This is a genomic window from Myxococcus sp. CA033 (assembly GCF_013336625.1).
GTDB lineage: Bacteria > Myxococcota > Myxococcia > Myxococcales > Myxococcaceae > Myxococcus > Myxococcus llanfairpwllgwyngyllgogerychwyrndrobwllllantysiliogogogochensis.
Map to the genome: position 1 here is coordinate 1 of NZ_JABUMU010000020.1, position 14,587 is coordinate 14,587.

12 protein-coding genes are annotated in these 14,587 nt (G+C 69.0%); 6 read left to right on the forward strand and 6 right to left on the reverse strand.

Translation table 11 applies throughout. From position 1 onward, the window contains the following. The first annotated feature begins 575 nt into the window (after positions 1 to 575). On the forward strand, positions 576 to 1,517 hold the full coding sequence (locus HUA78_RS33355) for a hypothetical protein (protein ID WP_174477992.1): 942 nt from the start codon (positions 576 to 578) through the stop codon (positions 1,515 to 1,517). Between the two features lie 18 nt (positions 1,518 to 1,535). On the opposite strand, the gene HUA78_RS33360 is transcribed toward HUA78_RS33355, so the two are convergent. The 4 genes from HUA78_RS33360 to HUA78_RS33375 all read right to left on the reverse strand — a co-directional run bounded on the left by HUA78_RS33360 (position 1,536) and on the right by HUA78_RS33375 (position 5,224). Beyond that, complete coding sequence (locus HUA78_RS33360; RefSeq protein WP_174477993.1) at positions 1,536 to 1,859, reverse strand: hypothetical protein; 324 nt, start codon at positions 1,857 to 1,859, stop codon at positions 1,536 to 1,538. Further along, positions 1,856 to 3,112, reverse strand: coding sequence for a M12 family metallopeptidase (locus HUA78_RS33365; RefSeq protein ID WP_174461646.1), 1,257 nt, complete (start codon positions 3,110 to 3,112; stop codon positions 1,856 to 1,858). Before HUA78_RS33365 ends, HUA78_RS33360 begins: the two co-directional genes overlap by 4 nt. 173 nt (positions 3,113 to 3,285) lie before the next feature. After that, on the reverse strand, positions 3,286 to 4,107 hold the full coding sequence (locus HUA78_RS33370) for a mechanosensitive ion channel family protein (RefSeq protein ID WP_174458487.1): 822 nt from the start codon (positions 4,105 to 4,107) through the stop codon (positions 3,286 to 3,288). Positions 4,108 to 4,327: 220 nt separating this feature from the next. Further along, positions 4,328 to 5,224, reverse strand: a complete 897-nt coding sequence (locus HUA78_RS33375) for a TIGR02266 family protein (RefSeq protein WP_174458486.1) — start codon at positions 5,222 to 5,224, stop codon at positions 4,328 to 4,330. Between the two features lie 113 nt (positions 5,225 to 5,337). Here HUA78_RS33375 and HUA78_RS33380 point away from each other — a divergent pair, with 113 nt between their 5' ends. Continuing rightward, positions 5,338 to 6,087 carry a 1-acyl-sn-glycerol-3-phosphate acyltransferase gene (locus HUA78_RS33380; protein WP_174477994.1) on the forward strand — a complete coding sequence of 250 codons (750 nt, stop codon included), beginning with the start codon at positions 5,338 to 5,340 and terminating at the stop codon, positions 6,085 to 6,087. A 39-nt stretch (positions 6,088 to 6,126) separates the two neighbouring features. After that, positions 6,127 to 7,800, forward strand: a complete 1,674-nt coding sequence (locus tag HUA78_RS33385; protein WP_174477995.1) for an amidase — start codon at positions 6,127 to 6,129, stop codon at positions 7,798 to 7,800. A 24-nt stretch (positions 7,801 to 7,824) separates the two neighbouring features. On the opposite strand, the gene HUA78_RS33390 is transcribed toward HUA78_RS33385, so the two are convergent. Then, on the reverse strand, positions 7,825 to 9,588 hold the full coding sequence (locus tag HUA78_RS33390) for a HEAT repeat domain-containing protein (RefSeq protein ID WP_174477996.1): 1,764 nt from the start codon (positions 9,586 to 9,588) through the stop codon (positions 7,825 to 7,827). A 116-nt stretch (positions 9,589 to 9,704) separates the two neighbouring features. On the opposite strand from HUA78_RS33390, the gene HUA78_RS33395 reads away from it, so the two are divergent. Both HUA78_RS33395 and HUA78_RS33400 read left to right on the forward strand, forming a co-directional pair. After that, positions 9,705 to 13,004, forward strand: a complete 3,300-nt coding sequence (locus tag HUA78_RS33395) for a serine/threonine-protein kinase (protein WP_174477997.1) — start codon at positions 9,705 to 9,707, stop codon at positions 13,002 to 13,004. Between the two features lie 35 nt (positions 13,005 to 13,039). Next, on the forward strand, positions 13,040 to 13,336 hold the full coding sequence (locus HUA78_RS33400) for a hypothetical protein (protein ID WP_254624044.1): 297 nt from the start codon (positions 13,040 to 13,042) through the stop codon (positions 13,334 to 13,336). Positions 13,337 to 13,421: 85 nt separating this feature from the next. Here the strand turns inward: HUA78_RS33400 and HUA78_RS33405 are convergent, their stop codons facing one another. Further along, positions 13,422 to 13,739 carry a hypothetical protein gene (locus HUA78_RS33405; RefSeq protein ID WP_174477991.1) on the reverse strand — a complete coding sequence of 106 codons (318 nt, stop codon included), beginning with the start codon at positions 13,737 to 13,739 and terminating at the stop codon, positions 13,422 to 13,424. Positions 13,740 to 13,906: 167 nt separating this feature from the next. Between HUA78_RS33405 and HUA78_RS33410 the strand changes: the two genes are divergently transcribed. After that, complete coding sequence (locus HUA78_RS33410; RefSeq protein ID WP_174477999.1) at positions 13,907 to 14,575, forward strand: hypothetical protein; 669 nt, start codon at positions 13,907 to 13,909, stop codon at positions 14,573 to 14,575. The last annotated feature ends 12 nt before the right edge of the window (positions 14,576 to 14,587 follow it).

Sequence of the window (14,587 nt, forward strand, 5' to 3'; positions counted from 1 at the left end):
CAGTCCACCCGTTTCACCCGGAGAATATCCATGCAGATCAAGACCAAGGTTCGTGGCGGTCCCCGTGGTTGCGGTGGTGGCGGTACGATCCCCGGGTTGGCCGACGTGCTGGCGTAGTCGTTCAGTCCACCCGTTTCACCCGGAGAATATCCATGCAGATCAAGACCAAGGTTCGTGGCGGTCCCCGTGGTTGCGGTGGTGGCGGTACGATCCCCGGCCCCGTGCTCAGCACGGACGTGCTGGCGTAGTTCCTGGCGTCGACTGGCTTTGCCGGTTGACCTCGGCGGTATCTGTTCCTTCAACTCAGTCTTCACCAGGAGTTCATCATGCAGATCAAGACCAAGGTTCGTGGCGGTCCCCGTGGCTGTGGCGGTTCTCTTCCCTTCCCCACGCCTGTGTTGACCACGACGGACGTGCTGACGCAGGTTCCGTAGTTTTTCGTCGGGCGCCTCGGTGCCCGTATAAGACGTAAGTCGCCAGCGGGTGGTGGACCACCCGCTGGCGACTGTCATTGCGGGCAAAGACAGCCTCCCGGGCGCCACCTCTCCGGAGTGAACTCGCGCTAGGCTGGAGGGATGTCACTCCATGTCCAGAGCTATGCCTGGCAGGCCGCGATTGTCGGCAACGCCCGTCTCGGAGGTCTGGAGCTCCGGGCGCTGATGCTCGAGGACCCGTACGCCGGGGTCTTCCGCGGGGCGCCGGACAAACCCTTCCGAGGTTTCCAGGTGGAGGGAGGCTTCGAGCCGTCCTTCTATGCCTGGTTGGACTCGATGAAGGCGCGGGGGCTCGTCGCCATCCGCTCGGTCGAGGCCCTGGACCCGGCCGACTGGGTCCTCACCACGCCTCCGCCTCCGCTCCCCAGGATGCCGGAGCTGGTGCTCGTGTTTCCGGACCGGGACGTCTGGTACCAGCACGTCTTCCCGTGGCCAGGGCCCGACGGCAAGGCGAAGAATCCCGACGAGTGCTTCAGGGAGGTTCCGGAGTCGCGCTCCTCGGCCGTCCCGTCCGTGGAGGACGCGGAGCGGGAGCTGCTCGCGGCCACCCGGGCCTATGTCGACTTCGTCGGGGCGCGGGCCCGGGCGGATGACACGACGGAGGTGTTCCATGCGGAGATGGGGCGCACGGCGCTGGCGCGACTCCTGGATACGGAAGCCCAGTTCCGCGAGCGGCTGGTGGCGCTGCGGGACGAGCGGCTGCGGGAGTACCGGCGCCGCGCCAAGGACTGGTACCCGGTGAAGCCGGTGACGAAGGCGATGCGCCCGCTCATCCTGGAGAACGCGGCGAAGAACCTCCAGCTCGACGACTACCTGCGCATCATGGAAGCAGCGGGGCTGTCCTGGCGGGCCGTCCGGCTGGCCTGCGCGGCCGAAAACCTGCATCCCCTCAACATGCGCCACGAGCGCACGTCCGAGGAGCAACTGCCGCCCTTCGTCAATGCGCCGGGCTATGTGGCCGTCGGCGAGCGGTTCGACCGGGCGGCGAGGGACGCGCGCAATGCCGCGGTGAACGCGCGGTAGCTTCCGGGCCGGGACGTCTCAGCGGGGCGTGTCCACCGAGGTGCCCGTGGGGGAGGGCGCGGAGCGGGAGAGGGCTTCGCGAAAGCGCCCCTCACGCTGGGCCACGCAGACCTGGAAGCCCTCCACGGTGCCGCAGGTGACGGCGTCACCCAGTCGCCGGAAGGACTCCAGCCGGGCCGGGTCGACGATGTAGAGCGTGTCCGGAGAGAGTCGCCCCGCCGAGACGTCGGCCAGGAGCGCCTCGCAGACCTCGGAGACGCGCGCCTCGCCCCCGTGGACCTCGAGCACGGGAGCGAGCGCTGGCTCCGCGCGCTTCCGCGGAAGCGCGGGCAGGGGGCTCACCACAGCATGATAGCGGACTCGCCCGCGCGCTCCTCGTAGTAGAGCCGCAGGCGGACCACGTACTCGCGTCCCCGGAACAGCTTCAGCTTGAGGGCCGCGTTGGTGCCCAGGCCGCTGTCGTCGTCACCGGCGAGGAAGCGCAGCCCCGTGCCGCTCTTCTCGAAGAGCACCATGACGGTGTCGGAGACGCCGAACGTGCGCAGCTCGTACGTGCGGGTCTCCTGGGGCGTGAAGGTGAAGTTGCGCTGCTGTCCGGGCTTGAGCTGCAGTCGCACGGACTGGAACGGCTGCAGCGCGGTGTAGTCCTGCTCGGTGAGGGGCGGGTACATCGTCCGGGCCCAGGCCTTGTCCTGGTCCGACAGCCCGCCCTTCGGGGTGAGGCCGTTGCGGAAGTACTCGATGGGCTCCTTGATGAGCCCGGGCTGGAAGGGGTACTCCATGACGGAGTCCGGGTCCCAGGTGGAGCCCTCCACCGAGCTCGCGACCAGCTTGCGGATGATGTTGTGGAACGTCGTCTCGCGGCTCCAGCTGTTGGGGGGCCGGGCCAGCGCGGCGTAGACGGCCTCCTCGTCCCAGATGATGCCCGCGTGGGGGTTCTGGTGCTCGTGCGGGAAGCCGAGCGTGTGGCCGATTTCGTGGATGGCCGTGTCGATTTCGCGCGGGTGCTCCGTGAGGTCCCAGCCGAAGTTCATCGTCCGCTCGTCCTGCCCCTGGGCGAGGATGTCCCTGCCCACGTAGGACCAGGCGCCGTCGTCGCGCATGAAGCCGATGCGCACCTCGGCCTCGTCGCGTGAGGCCACCTCCTGGAACTTCAGGCCGAGGCCCACCTGCGTCCACCGCTCGAAGGCCGCGCGCACGACGTCCTTCTCGGTGTCCGTGGTCGTCCATGGCACGAAGCGCGTGGTGCCGTTGGCCAGCCGCACCTCCTCGCCATCCGTGGCCTTGTCGAAGAAGTAGTAGTGGAGGACCGTGCCGTTGGCCCACTTCTGCTCGTTCATGCGGATGAGGCGAAGTCGGCGCGCGTTCAGGTCCGGAGGCAGTGGCCGCTCCGGGACTTGCGGCAGTGCGCAGTAGGCATAGCCGAGCGCCTTCGTGGTTTCGCTCGTCGTGGCGCGGCCTGTCTTTCCCGCCGTCCTCGCGCGAGGCGCCGCCTTGCGGCCCCGGCGAGTCGTGGGCTCGGGTGCCGCCGCGCGGGGTTTCGAGCGCCCCCTGCCTCGCGCCCCGCCCGCGTTCTGTTTGAGTTTGTCCGTCATGGTGACTCTCCCCTGGCGGTGGATGCTCCGCCCGTCAGAGAGAGTCCCGAGGTGTTTCGTGTGACGGCGCGAGGACTGGGAGGGACGCGGCCAGCGCTCGGCGCCGGCCTCGCCCGGGCAGGGAGAGACCAGCGACGTGAAGCGGCCCGGGAGGCGTGCTCCGGGGCAGTCTCTCAGCTCGCCTTGGCGAGCACCTCGTTGGAGACCTGCGGCGGAACGACATAGCCGGCGGCCATGAGAATCTCCGAGGCGGCCATCGCGACGCGGGCTTGCACGGCGCTGGCCTGGGGCTGCTTGCAGTACACGCCGATGCCCAACACGGGACCCAGCACGCTGAACTCCGCCACCTCGACGCTGGGCGCGGGTTTGGCCTGGACGTCCGGCACCAGCGCCACGCGCTCCTCGAGGGCCCGCATCAGTCCGCGGACGTCACCGCCGTGCATCATCGGAACCTTCACGACAAGCTTGCGGTGGGGGTGGTGGCTGTAGTTGACGATGTTGTCGCCGAAGAGCCGGTTGTTGCCGACGGAGATGCGCAGGTTGTCGGACGTGTCGATGGTGGTGGCGAACAGGCCAATCTCCTGCACCACGCCTGTCGCCCCCGCGGCGGAGATTTCGTCTCCCACGCGGAACGGACGCAGCACGAGCAGGAAGATGCCCGCCGCGAAGTTGGAGAGCAGGCCGGACCAGGCCGTGCCGATGGCGATGCCCGCGGCGGCCAGCAGCGCGGCGAACGACGTGGTCTCGAACCCCATCATCCCCAGGATGCCGAGCAGCAGCAGGATGGTGAGGGAGCCTGCGAACAGCGATTCGATGTACCGGATGAGCGTGGCGTCGAACTGACGCTTCTGCAGGGTGATGTTCAGCACTCGCCGGAAGGTGTTGATGACGGCGCGACCCACGAACCACAGCACCAGGGCCCCGACTGCCTTGAGCAGGAAGGGGAAGGCCTCTGCGAGTGCCAGGGTTTTCAACTGCTCGATAATGGCGTCCATGACGTTCCTGAAGCGGCGGAGAGTCCACGTCCGTGGCGCGCCAGCTTCGCGGGTGCGCATGTGCAGGGGACGGGCCAGCAGTGGGGCTGCCGGTAAGCCCCCGGATGCAAAGCACTTTCACGCCCGCGGAGGCAATCGCCCCTCGGTCTGAGCCGCCCATGGACGCGTCAGCCTCCCCCGTTGACGTGTCAGCGGGGGCCCTCCGTCAGGGGTGGGGCCCTCAAGAGGGCTTCGTGGCCGTGAGCAGCTTCTCCACCGCGAGCAGCACCGAAGCGGCGGTGGCGGGGTGCTTCACGAAGGCGGCGGGGCTGAGGTTCGACAGCCGGCCCATCAACGAGTCGGGCCCGCTCACGTTGACCAGGATGGTGCGTGAGCCCGGCCGGCCCGCGGTGCTGAGCACGTCGAGCGCGGAGCCGGTGTCCACGACGATGATGGGCGCGGGCCTGTCGCTGTCCGTCACGACGCGCAGTCCCTTCTGGTGGAACAGCTCGGTGACGAGCGTCATCAGCCGCGCGTCCGACAGGCGCACCAGGATGGGGACTCGCGTATCCAGCTCCACGGCGGTGGCCGCCTGGGGCGCGGGGCCCTTGCCCAGCTCCCGCACGTCCGTCTTCAGCAGGCCCATCACGTCCGTCTTCAGCACGCTGCGCACGCGCTGGAGCAGCGAGGCATCCTGCGTGAGGAAGGACTTCAGCCGGCGCTCGGCTTCGGGCGGCAATTGGGTGAAGGCCACGCCCATGCCGTCCTCGCGGGACCAGACCACCTGTCCCTCGGCGCGCAGGGTCTGGGAGGCGTCGGGCAGGGTGATGCGCAGCTCCAGCGTGCTGCCCACCGGCAGCGCGCGCGGGGTGCGGATGGCCAGCCCTCCGGTGCCGATGTTCTTGCTGTACGCGCGCACCACGTCGTCCTGCGTGGCGAACGTCAGCTCCAGTACCGCGTCCGCTCGCGCGGGGCGCGGGGGAAGGGGACTGCCCTCGGGTGGCAGCGCGCCCAGCTCCAGGAGCACGTCGCGCAAGAGCTCCAGTCGTTGCTCGTCGTCGGGGCCGAGCGGTCGGGTTCGTTGTCGCTCGAGCAGCGCCTTGTACTCCTCGAGCGCGTTGACGCGTGGACTTCCCATGGAGCCCCCCTGCCTGCCTGGACTTCCGTGCAGCCTGCCATGTCCCCGCGGAGGCGCGCGAGAGGTCCGCTTCCACCCTGTCGTGATGGATACACCCTGGTATAGCGGGCCGCATGGACGTTCCCTGTGCGCTCCCTCCCCGCCCGGGTCTGCTGTCGAGCCTGCTGCGCTGGAGCGCGGCCTGCGCGGCGATACCTCCGCTGCTGACGCCCGCGCTGTTGCTGGGCCCGGTGAGCCAGGGGGCGTCGGATGCACTCATGCGCGCCTGGTGCCTCTGGGCGCGGCGGGTCTTCGGCGTGGACGTGGAGGTGGTGGACCACAACGCGGGCCGGTACGACGCCGCCGCGTACGTCTTCCTGCAGTTGAATCAGACGAGCCTGAGCGAGACGTTCGTGACCCCCCCGGCGCTGCCGCGACCCGCGCTCATCTTCATGAACCTGGGGTTCGCGGTGCTGCCCTTCGCGGGGTGGGTGCCGCTGTCGCAGGGCTCCACGGTGGTGGTGCGGCAGTGGCATGCGCAGGCGCGGCGCGCGGTGGACCGGGCCACGGAGGCGCTGCGGCGGGGGGCCAGCTACTACATGTCCATCGAGGGACTGCGCAGCCCCGACGGCGCGCTGGGGCCCTACAAGAAGGGCGCGGCGGTGCTCGCGATTCGCTCCGGGGCGACCATCGTCCCCATGGTGTTCCACGGAGCGCGCGCGGTGCTTCCCGTCGGCGAATGGCGTGTGCGCCCGGGCCGGGTGCGCGTCGAATTGCTGCCCGCGATGGAGACGCGGGGCCTGCGTTACGAGGACCGGGATGTGCTCCTCCAACGGCTGCGTGAGCTCGCGGAGGCTCACGGGCTGGGGCGGCCGCAGGGGTGAAGTCCCACGTCGGGGCCGGCCCCGAGTAGGCTCGGCGTCATGTCCTACCAACGCAACCCGGTGAAGGCGCCCCGCGTGTCGGGGTTCGCGCTCAAGGCGTTCGTCAACACCCTGGAGAGTGGGGTCGGCGCTCCCGTGCTGGAGAAACTGGTGCGGGACAGTGGCATCACCCAGTGGCGCGAGCTGCCCGCGGGTGACGCACCTCCGCTCCAGTTCCCGCTGCCGCCCGGTGCGCCCGCGACGGAAGTCCAGTCCCCGCAGGAGCAGGCCGCGCGTGCCATCGCCGCGCAGGCCGTGACGCCGGAGCGCGAGACGGTGGGCTCGTACGCGCGCGCCTACCGGGAGGGGGGAGCGGACCCTGTCGCCGTGGCGCGGCGGTTGAACGAGGCCATCGACCGGCTGGAGCGGGGTGAGGCGCGAATGGGCTTGTTCATCGCGCGCAAGCCCGACGAGGTGCTCCGCGCCGCCGAGGCGTCCGCCGAGCGCCTGCGCGCTGGTCGTCCGCTGAGCGTGCTGGACGGTGTGCCCGTGGTGCTCAAGGACGAAGTGGACCTGGCGGGTTTCCCCACGACGTTGGGGACGCGGTTCCGCAATCAGGTGGCCTCGACGGACTCGACGGTGGCCGCGCGCCTGCGGGCCGCGGGCGCGCTCATCCTGGGCAAGGCCAACATGAATGAGATTGGCATCAACCCCATCGGGTTGAATCCGCACCACGGTGCCGCGCGCAACCCGTGGAACCGGGCGCACATCACCGGGGGCAGCTCCAGTGGCTCGGCCGCCGTCGTGGCCGCGGGCCTGTGTCCGCTGAGCATTGGCGCGGATGGCGGTGGCTCCATCCGGATTCCGGCGGCGCTGTGCGGCATCGTCGGGCTCAAGGCGACCTGGGGCCGCATCCCGGAGACGGGCGTGCCGCCGCTGTGCTGGAACGTGGGCCACGTCGGGCCCATGGGACTCACCGTCGACGACGTCGCCGCGATGTATTCGCTGCTGGCGGGGCCGGATGGCAAGGACCTGGTCTCGCAGACGCAGCCGCCGCATCACCTGTCTGGTTACGAGCGCACGGATTTGATGGGGGTGCGGCTGGGCATCTGCTGGCCCTACTTCGAGGATGCCTCGCCGGACGTGGTGGCGCGCTGCAAGGACGCGGTGCGCGCCCTCACCGACGCGGGCGCGACGGTGGTGGAGATTCCCGCGCCTGACTTGAACACGGTGCTGTGGACGCACAGCTGCATCATCCTGAGCGAGATGGCGGAGTCGATGCTTCCGCACTCGCGCGCCAATGCCGCGGACTTCGGGCTCGACTCCCGCACCAACCTGGCCATCGGCCGGCACTTCCGTGCCACCGACCTGATTCATGCGCTGCGCCACCGCCACCGGCTGACTCGCGACTTGTTGGCCGTCATGGCGGACGTGGACGTCATCGTCACTCCGTCGACGGCCACCACCGCGCCGCTCATTCCGGAAGCGACGTTGCCGGATGGCGAGTCGAACCTGCCCGTGGTGGATGCGCTGATGCGCTTCGTGCGCGAGGGCAACCTGACGGGCTTCCCCGCGCTGTCAGTCCCGGCCGGCTTCGACCGCGCGGGCCTGCCGGTGGGTGTCCAGCTCATGGGGCGCCCGTATGAGGAGCACCTGCTCCTGCGCCTGGGCCGAGTGGTGGAGCGAGCCACGGCGGCGCGGACTCCCGCCATCCACGTCACGGCCTTGCGCTGACCTGGCGCGCGGTGTGCGCGCGTGTCACGGCGCGGAGGGCTTCATGGGCCTGGCGCGCCGACTCTCCCGGGTGGACATCTCCAGGGTGCCGTCGGGTGTGACGATGACGTCGCCGCCCGCGCAGGAGATGAACAGCCGGCCGTCTTCCATCGTCCCGGCGACCTTGGGCGAGCCGGGCAGCACCCTCCAGGGCTCGGCGACGTAGGAGTCACCCTTGGGGACGATCCGGTACAGCATTCCGCGATGGCTGGAGAGGTGGGCCAGTCCCGTGACGGCGACGAGGGTTTCACCGATGCGGTGGATGGACCGCGTGTTCTCCTTCAACAGCACCGTGGTGGCGCGCTTCGCGCTCCGGTGGACCAGCTCGCCTCCCCATTCTCCTCGGTTGGTGCCCAGCAGGTGCCCGTTCGCGACGCGCAAGCCACAGCCCGGCTCCGCCTGGAAGTTCTGGACGCGCCAACCCTTCTCGGCCCGGGTGCGCACCTGCATGGGGTACTTCAGCGGCTTGAGGTCCTTCTCGGAGAGTTCGTCGCTCCCCGGGACGAAGGGCGGCTCGACCGGGTTGGGCGTGTCGTCGACCGAGAACCGGTAGTGGAGGAACTCCGAGGGAAAGTGCGGATCCTCGGTGTACGTGGCCTCGCCCCGGATGACCTTGATGGCCTGGAGCGCTCCCTTGCGCACGAAGGGATACCAGTGCTCCTTCGCGACGCGCTCCAGCGGCCCCACGGCTTTCTGGGCCTTGAACTTTCCGAGGGCCTCGACCGAGACGATGACCATCCGCCAGTCCTTCTCGTCGTTGAGCTGGGCGATGAGCAGGTCGGTTGCGTCCGTGTACTGGAGGTAGCCCATGGCATGGACCGCCGCGACGCGTACCTCCCAGTTCTCGTGGGTCAGCAGCTCGACGAGGGCACCGCCGGCTCCGCGCCCGTCCTGACGCAGCTTCGCGAGGTCTCGCAGCAACGGGATGGTGGGCTCGACGCGCAGCTGTTGGGCGAAGAGCGCCGCGGTCAGCTCGGGGCGGATGCTGATGAGCGCCAGGTCGATGTCCCGCTTCAACCGGGGCGTCTTCTCACGAAACTGCTCGAGCCTGTCGGCGGCGGGCTGGGCGAGAAAGCCGATGCATCCCAGCAGTCGTATCGCGTGGACCTGGTTCTTGGGATGAGTCTTCTCCTCCGCCATCACCGCGAGGAGCGGCTCGATGGCGGGGCTCGCCTTGTCCTTCATTTCACGCAGCAGCTCGCAGGCGACGTCGACGTACGCGGGTTTCCGAGGCTTGGGAGCGCGCAGTGACTCCGTGAGTGCGAGGGCCCCTTTGCCTCCCGCCGTTTCCAGGGCGCCGGTGATCTGATTGTGTCTCGAGGGGTATTCATCGAGGGCCTCCGTGAGGAATGCCAGGGCTCGAGGCGTTCCGATGTGGCCGATGGCCCGCTCGACCCACGGCGTGCCCTGACGCTGCGCCTCGATGAGCGGCTCCAGATGCTGCTCGGTGAGCCCCTCGATGTCGCCCAGGGTGTAGCCCGCGAGCACGCGCACGCCCACCTTGTCGCTGTCGAGCATGGCGAGCAGCGGGGGAATGGCGGCCGCGCCATGGGCCTGAATGGCCGTCGCCAGGGCTTGTCGTTCCTTCTGGATTCCCGAATCTTCTACTTCGTCGTCCGTTTTCGAATCGTCATGCGCGACGTCCTGGAATCGATCCAGGAGGTTCGTGAGCGGCTCGCGAGCGTCGGGCGTCGGCGCGGAGCCCAGGGCCAGGGTGGTGGTGAAGGCGATGATGAGGGCGAAGCTCAATTCCAGGCCTCCGGGACGCGCGGATGGGTGGACAGCCTACACCTGGGCCGTGACACACGAATCGGGAACGGGGCGGGGCTGGTCCGGGGACCTCGTGGGGCGGCTAGCATGGCGCCATGTCGGAACGGGGAGACGCGGGGCGCCGGGAAGGGGACGACGGGCCCACGATGGATGGCAGCGAGGCGCCGGAGGACGCGCGCGCTCCAGACCTGGGCGTGGCGGAGGTGGCGATGGGCGAGCGCTTCGACTCGCTGGAGCTGCTGGGGCGCGGGGGGATGGGGGAGGTCTACAAGGCGAGGGACCGGAGGTTGGGTCGCTTCGTGGCGCTCAAGTTCGTGCGGGAGGCGGACCCGGACCGCGTCATGCGCTTCCTCCAGGAAGCCCGCGCGCAGGCGCGCATCGTCCATCCTCACGTCTGCCGCGTGTACGAGGTGGGCCGTGTCGGCGCGCGGGACTTCATCGCGATGCAGCTCGTGGACGGCACCCGGCTGGACCGCGTGGCGCCCGACATGTCGCTGGGCGAGAAGGTCCAGGTGATGCGGGAGGTCGCATCGGCGATGCACGAGGCGCATCGGCTGGGCGTCATCCACCGCGACCTCAAGCCCTCCAACATCCTGGTGGAACGGCAGGAGGAGCGGCGCTGGTACCCGGTGGTGACGGACTTCGGGCTGGCCCACGACGCGGACCTGGAGCAGGGCCTCACGAAGACAGGGGCGGTGCTGGGCACGCCTTCGTACATGGCTCCCGAGCAGGCGCGCGGAGACCGCGCCAGCGTGGACCGGCGCACGGATGTCTATGGCCTGGGCGCCACGCTGTACGAGCTGCTGACGGGGGTGCCGCCGTTCCGCGACACCACCTCCGTGGGCACGTTGCATCAGGTGTTGCACGAGGACGTGGTTGCTCCTCGCCTGCGCGTGCCGGAGGTGGCGGGCGACCTGGAGACCATCGTCCTGACGTGTCTGAACAAGGACCCGGCGCGACGGTATGCCTCGGCGCGCGCGCTGGCGGAGGACCTGGACCGGTACAGGGATGGCGAGCCCATCCTCGCGCGAAGACCGGGGCTCGTCGCACGAGGACGGCGGTGGGCGCGCAAGCACCGCGCGCTCGTCGTCGTCTCCGCCGTCTCCCTGCTGAGTGTCCTGGTCGTCTCCGTCCTGGGTGTGCGCTCGTGGAGTCAGGCCGAGGGACGCGCCCGCCTCGCGGAGCACCTGGGGCAGCAGGTGAAGGACGTGGAGTGGCTGATGCGCGCGGCCTTGATGGCGCCGCTGCATGACACGCGTCCGGAAGAGCGGCTCGTGCGTGAGCGGATGGTCCAGCTCACCTCGGCACCGCACGCGCTGGGTGTGCATGGCGAGTCGCTGGTGCATTACGCACGAGGCCGCGGCCATCTGGCGATGGGCGAGTTGGAACAGGCCCGCGAGGAGCTGACTCGCGCGGCGGGGCTGGGGCTGGATTCTCCCGAGCTGAATCTGGCGTTGGGGAAGACGCTGGGCGGCTTGTACCTCCTGGCGATGGAGACGGCGCGACGCCGGGGCGGGCCCGAGTGGGTGGCCGAGCACGCGCGGACCCTGGAAGTGGACCTCCTCGCGCCCGCCCTGCGCGCGCTGGAGCGAGGGCAGGGCGCGGCGGGGGAGTCGCCACGGCTGCTGGCGGGATGGATGGCGTTCTATCGCCAGGACCTGGCTGGGGCGGAGGCCGCCGCGTCGGGTGCGGAGGCCGAGACTCCGTGGATGTTGGAGCCGCGGATGCTCGCGGCGGACGTGGCTCATGCGCGGGCCATGGAGCGGCTGGGCCGTGGGGATTACGAAGCCGCGCGCGCGGACTTCCTGGAGGCGGCACGTCGCTATGAACGTGCGCTGGAGCTGGGACGCAGCGATGCGCGGGGCCACGAGGCGCTCGCGGAGGTCTGGCTCCAGCAAGCGGACCTGGACCGGAAGGAGGGCCGCTCGCGCAAGGACTCGTTGTCGCTGGCGCTGGAGGCGAGTGAGCGGGCGCTCGTCGCATCGCCCATGCGCGCGTCCGCGCACACGAAGCGGGCGCTGGTGTTGATGAATGCCTATCGCGCGGCGAGTCCCCTGGATGGGAACGAGGAGCCGAAGCGGCTCCTGGGAGAAGCCATTGCGTCTGCCTCGCGAGCCATCGAGCTCGAACCCCGGGAGGTCCTGGCGTACGACACGCTGGGCTTCAGTCTCTTCCTGCGGGGGCTTCAAGTCGCGCGCGAGGGCGGAGACCCCGGGGCGTCGTGGGACGAGTCCATGGCCCAGCTCACCCGGGCACTGGAGCTGGAGCCGGCCTACCCCTGGGGACACAATGACCTGGCGCTCGTGCACCGGTGGAAGGGCAATCATCAGCGCGAGCACGGTCTGGACCCGCGTCCCGAGTACGAGGCCTCGGGGAAGCACCTGCGGCTCGCGCTGCGCACGGACCCCCGGTACCTCTTCGCGCACTCGAATCTGGCGGAGCTGCACAACTCGCTGGGGACGTACGCGCTGTCGCGAGGCGAGGACCCGAGCCCGGACGTGGAACGCGCATTGGAGGCGGGACGGGGCGCGCTCGCGTTGGATGGTCGCTTCTACTCCGCGCTGAACGAGGTGGCGCTGGCGGAGCTGACCCACGCCTCGTACCTCATCGACGTGGGAGGTGACGCGAGTCCCACGTTGACCCGGGCGCTCGATGCACTCGCCCGCTCGCTGAGCATCAATGCGACGGCGGGACGCACCCACTTCCATGTCGCGTCGGCGCACTTGTTGTTGGCGACCCAGGCGGTGCGTGACGGGAAGTCTCCCGAGACTCCGCTGGCGGATGGGCGCCGGGCGCTGGAAGAGGCGTTGCGTGTGGACGCGCGCTGCGCGGATTGTCGCGTCGTGGGCTCGAGTCTGGAGTTGATGGGCGCGGAGTGGGCCCGGCGGCAGGGGAGGAGCGCGGTGGAGGCGCTCCTGCGAGCCCGTGCCGAGGCCCGTCGCGCCGTGGCGCTCTATCCGTATCTCGAGGCCCATGTGTCGCTCGCGCGGGCTTCGTGGAAGCTGGCGGAGACGCAGCCCCTCGCGGAGGCGAGAGTCGCGCTGGCCGAGGGCTTGAAACAGGTGGAGCTGGCGATGCGGCTCGACCCGAATCAGGCGCAGGCACATGCGCTGCGTGCCGGGCTGTTGTTCATGGAGGCGCGGGTGGGCTCCACGCAGGAGGAAGGTGTCCGTCAGGCGAAAGCCGCGCTCGCGCGAGCCCTGGAACACAACCCCTTGCTTCGTCGTGAGTACATCGAACTGATACGAGGCCTGGACGCCATGGTCCAGGTCCCCGTCGCAGGACCTGCAAAGTGGCTGGCCCCCGTAGAACATCCAGGGGTCATCCACCTCCAGGCACCCGGCGGTGAACGGTTGCTCGACACCCAGCGAGGCGTGAATCCCCGTCAGCGGTGACCCTGACATCATTGCACATGGATATGGGTAACGGAATGAAAGACAATACAGGGCGGCGGTTCGGAAGGCCAGCAGCGCTCTGGCTGGGATTGTTTCCATGGGTCAGCCGTGGACAGCCCACCGGCGCGCCAGGAGCGCAGGTTTCGACAGGCGCTGCTCTGTCGGGGGCTCAGGCTCAAGCCCGTATCGCCGCTGGCGATTCCCATTCGCTGGCGCTGCGCTCAGACGGCACTGCGTGGGGCTGGGGCTACAACGCATTCGGCGAGGTGGGGGAGGGCATCACGAGCAAGCGCTCCACCCCGGTGCCGGTGCCAGGGCTGATCGGGATATAGCCGCATCCGCCTGGTGAGCGAGCGCAACGCGGACACGGTGGACCTGTACCGCACCGGATTGTCGAGACACCCAGGCGGGTCGTAATCAGGCCGCTTGTTTCAGCTGCGGCAGCGCTCGCCGGGCCTGACTCGGCGAGAGGAAGTTGTGGCGCTCCAGCAGCCGGTGCTCGTTGTATCGGTGGGCCCACTCCAGCAGGGCCGTCCGGAGGTACTCCACGGGGGAGAAGATGCTCACCCAGAGCAGGTGCTCCTTGAGGGGGCGAATGAAGCGCTCGGCGCAGCCGCTGCCCTCGGGGCCTTCGAACAGAAGCAGTACCCGGGTGTGAGCAGCAACCAGAGAACCAGGGTGACCCGCGCCATTGCAGTTATCGATGAGAGGAGGCTCCTCTTCCGTCTTGCTCACCTGGATGCTAGGTATCAAATATTCAGCTCTTTCTGCCGTCACCAAATCCTCATGAACGCCTCCGCCGTCAATGCGTCCCCAGCCTTTGACAGTCGTCCACTACCGCAGCCGCCTGAAGCCGTGACGCCCTTTCTGTCGGATGTTGCCATGAAGAGAGGAGGGGGCTGGTGAAGGGCTTCGGCTGTCTAGCGGTGCTGTTTGGGGGTGCACTCAAGCTCTGGTCAGCCTTTTGGGTAATCGCCCTGCTCGTCGCCCACGCGCACGGGAAAATACAGGAGCCGGCCAAAATGGTTGCCGCCCAGTGGGGGGTGATGGTCGTACTCCCCTTCCTGCTCGGCCAATTTCTGTGGAAGAAGGGGCGTTCGTCCCAAGAAGAGCGCGAGCCCGCTCACTGGGTAACGCCGACAGTGGAGAGCCGTGACCCCATGGCTGAGCTGGCTGACTTCATCCGCAGCAAGGGGGATGTCACCGTCAAGGACGTGGCCATCTTCTGTCAGGTGTCGGAAGAGAAGGCTGAACAACTCATCCTGAAGCTCATCGCCGCCGGTGAAATCAACCGAGTCTTCGAACCCCAGAAGGGGGCTTACGTTGTTTCCTCCTTCACCCCGGGGCGGACTTCCGCCGGCCTCCTGTCGAGCGCTGTTTCCCGCGGCAACGTGAGCGCAGATGCATCCGCTTCATCAGAAAACGTCACTGTCTCAACTCGGCGCCTCGAGCACCGCTGCCCTTCGTGCAACGCTCCACAGGACCTCGGCGAATCAAGTCCCGGAGACAAGCGCGTCTGTCCCTATTGCGATATCGCCTTCCTGGTGGTCGCCGCGTCGCCCGGCCCCTGAACAAAGAGCCCG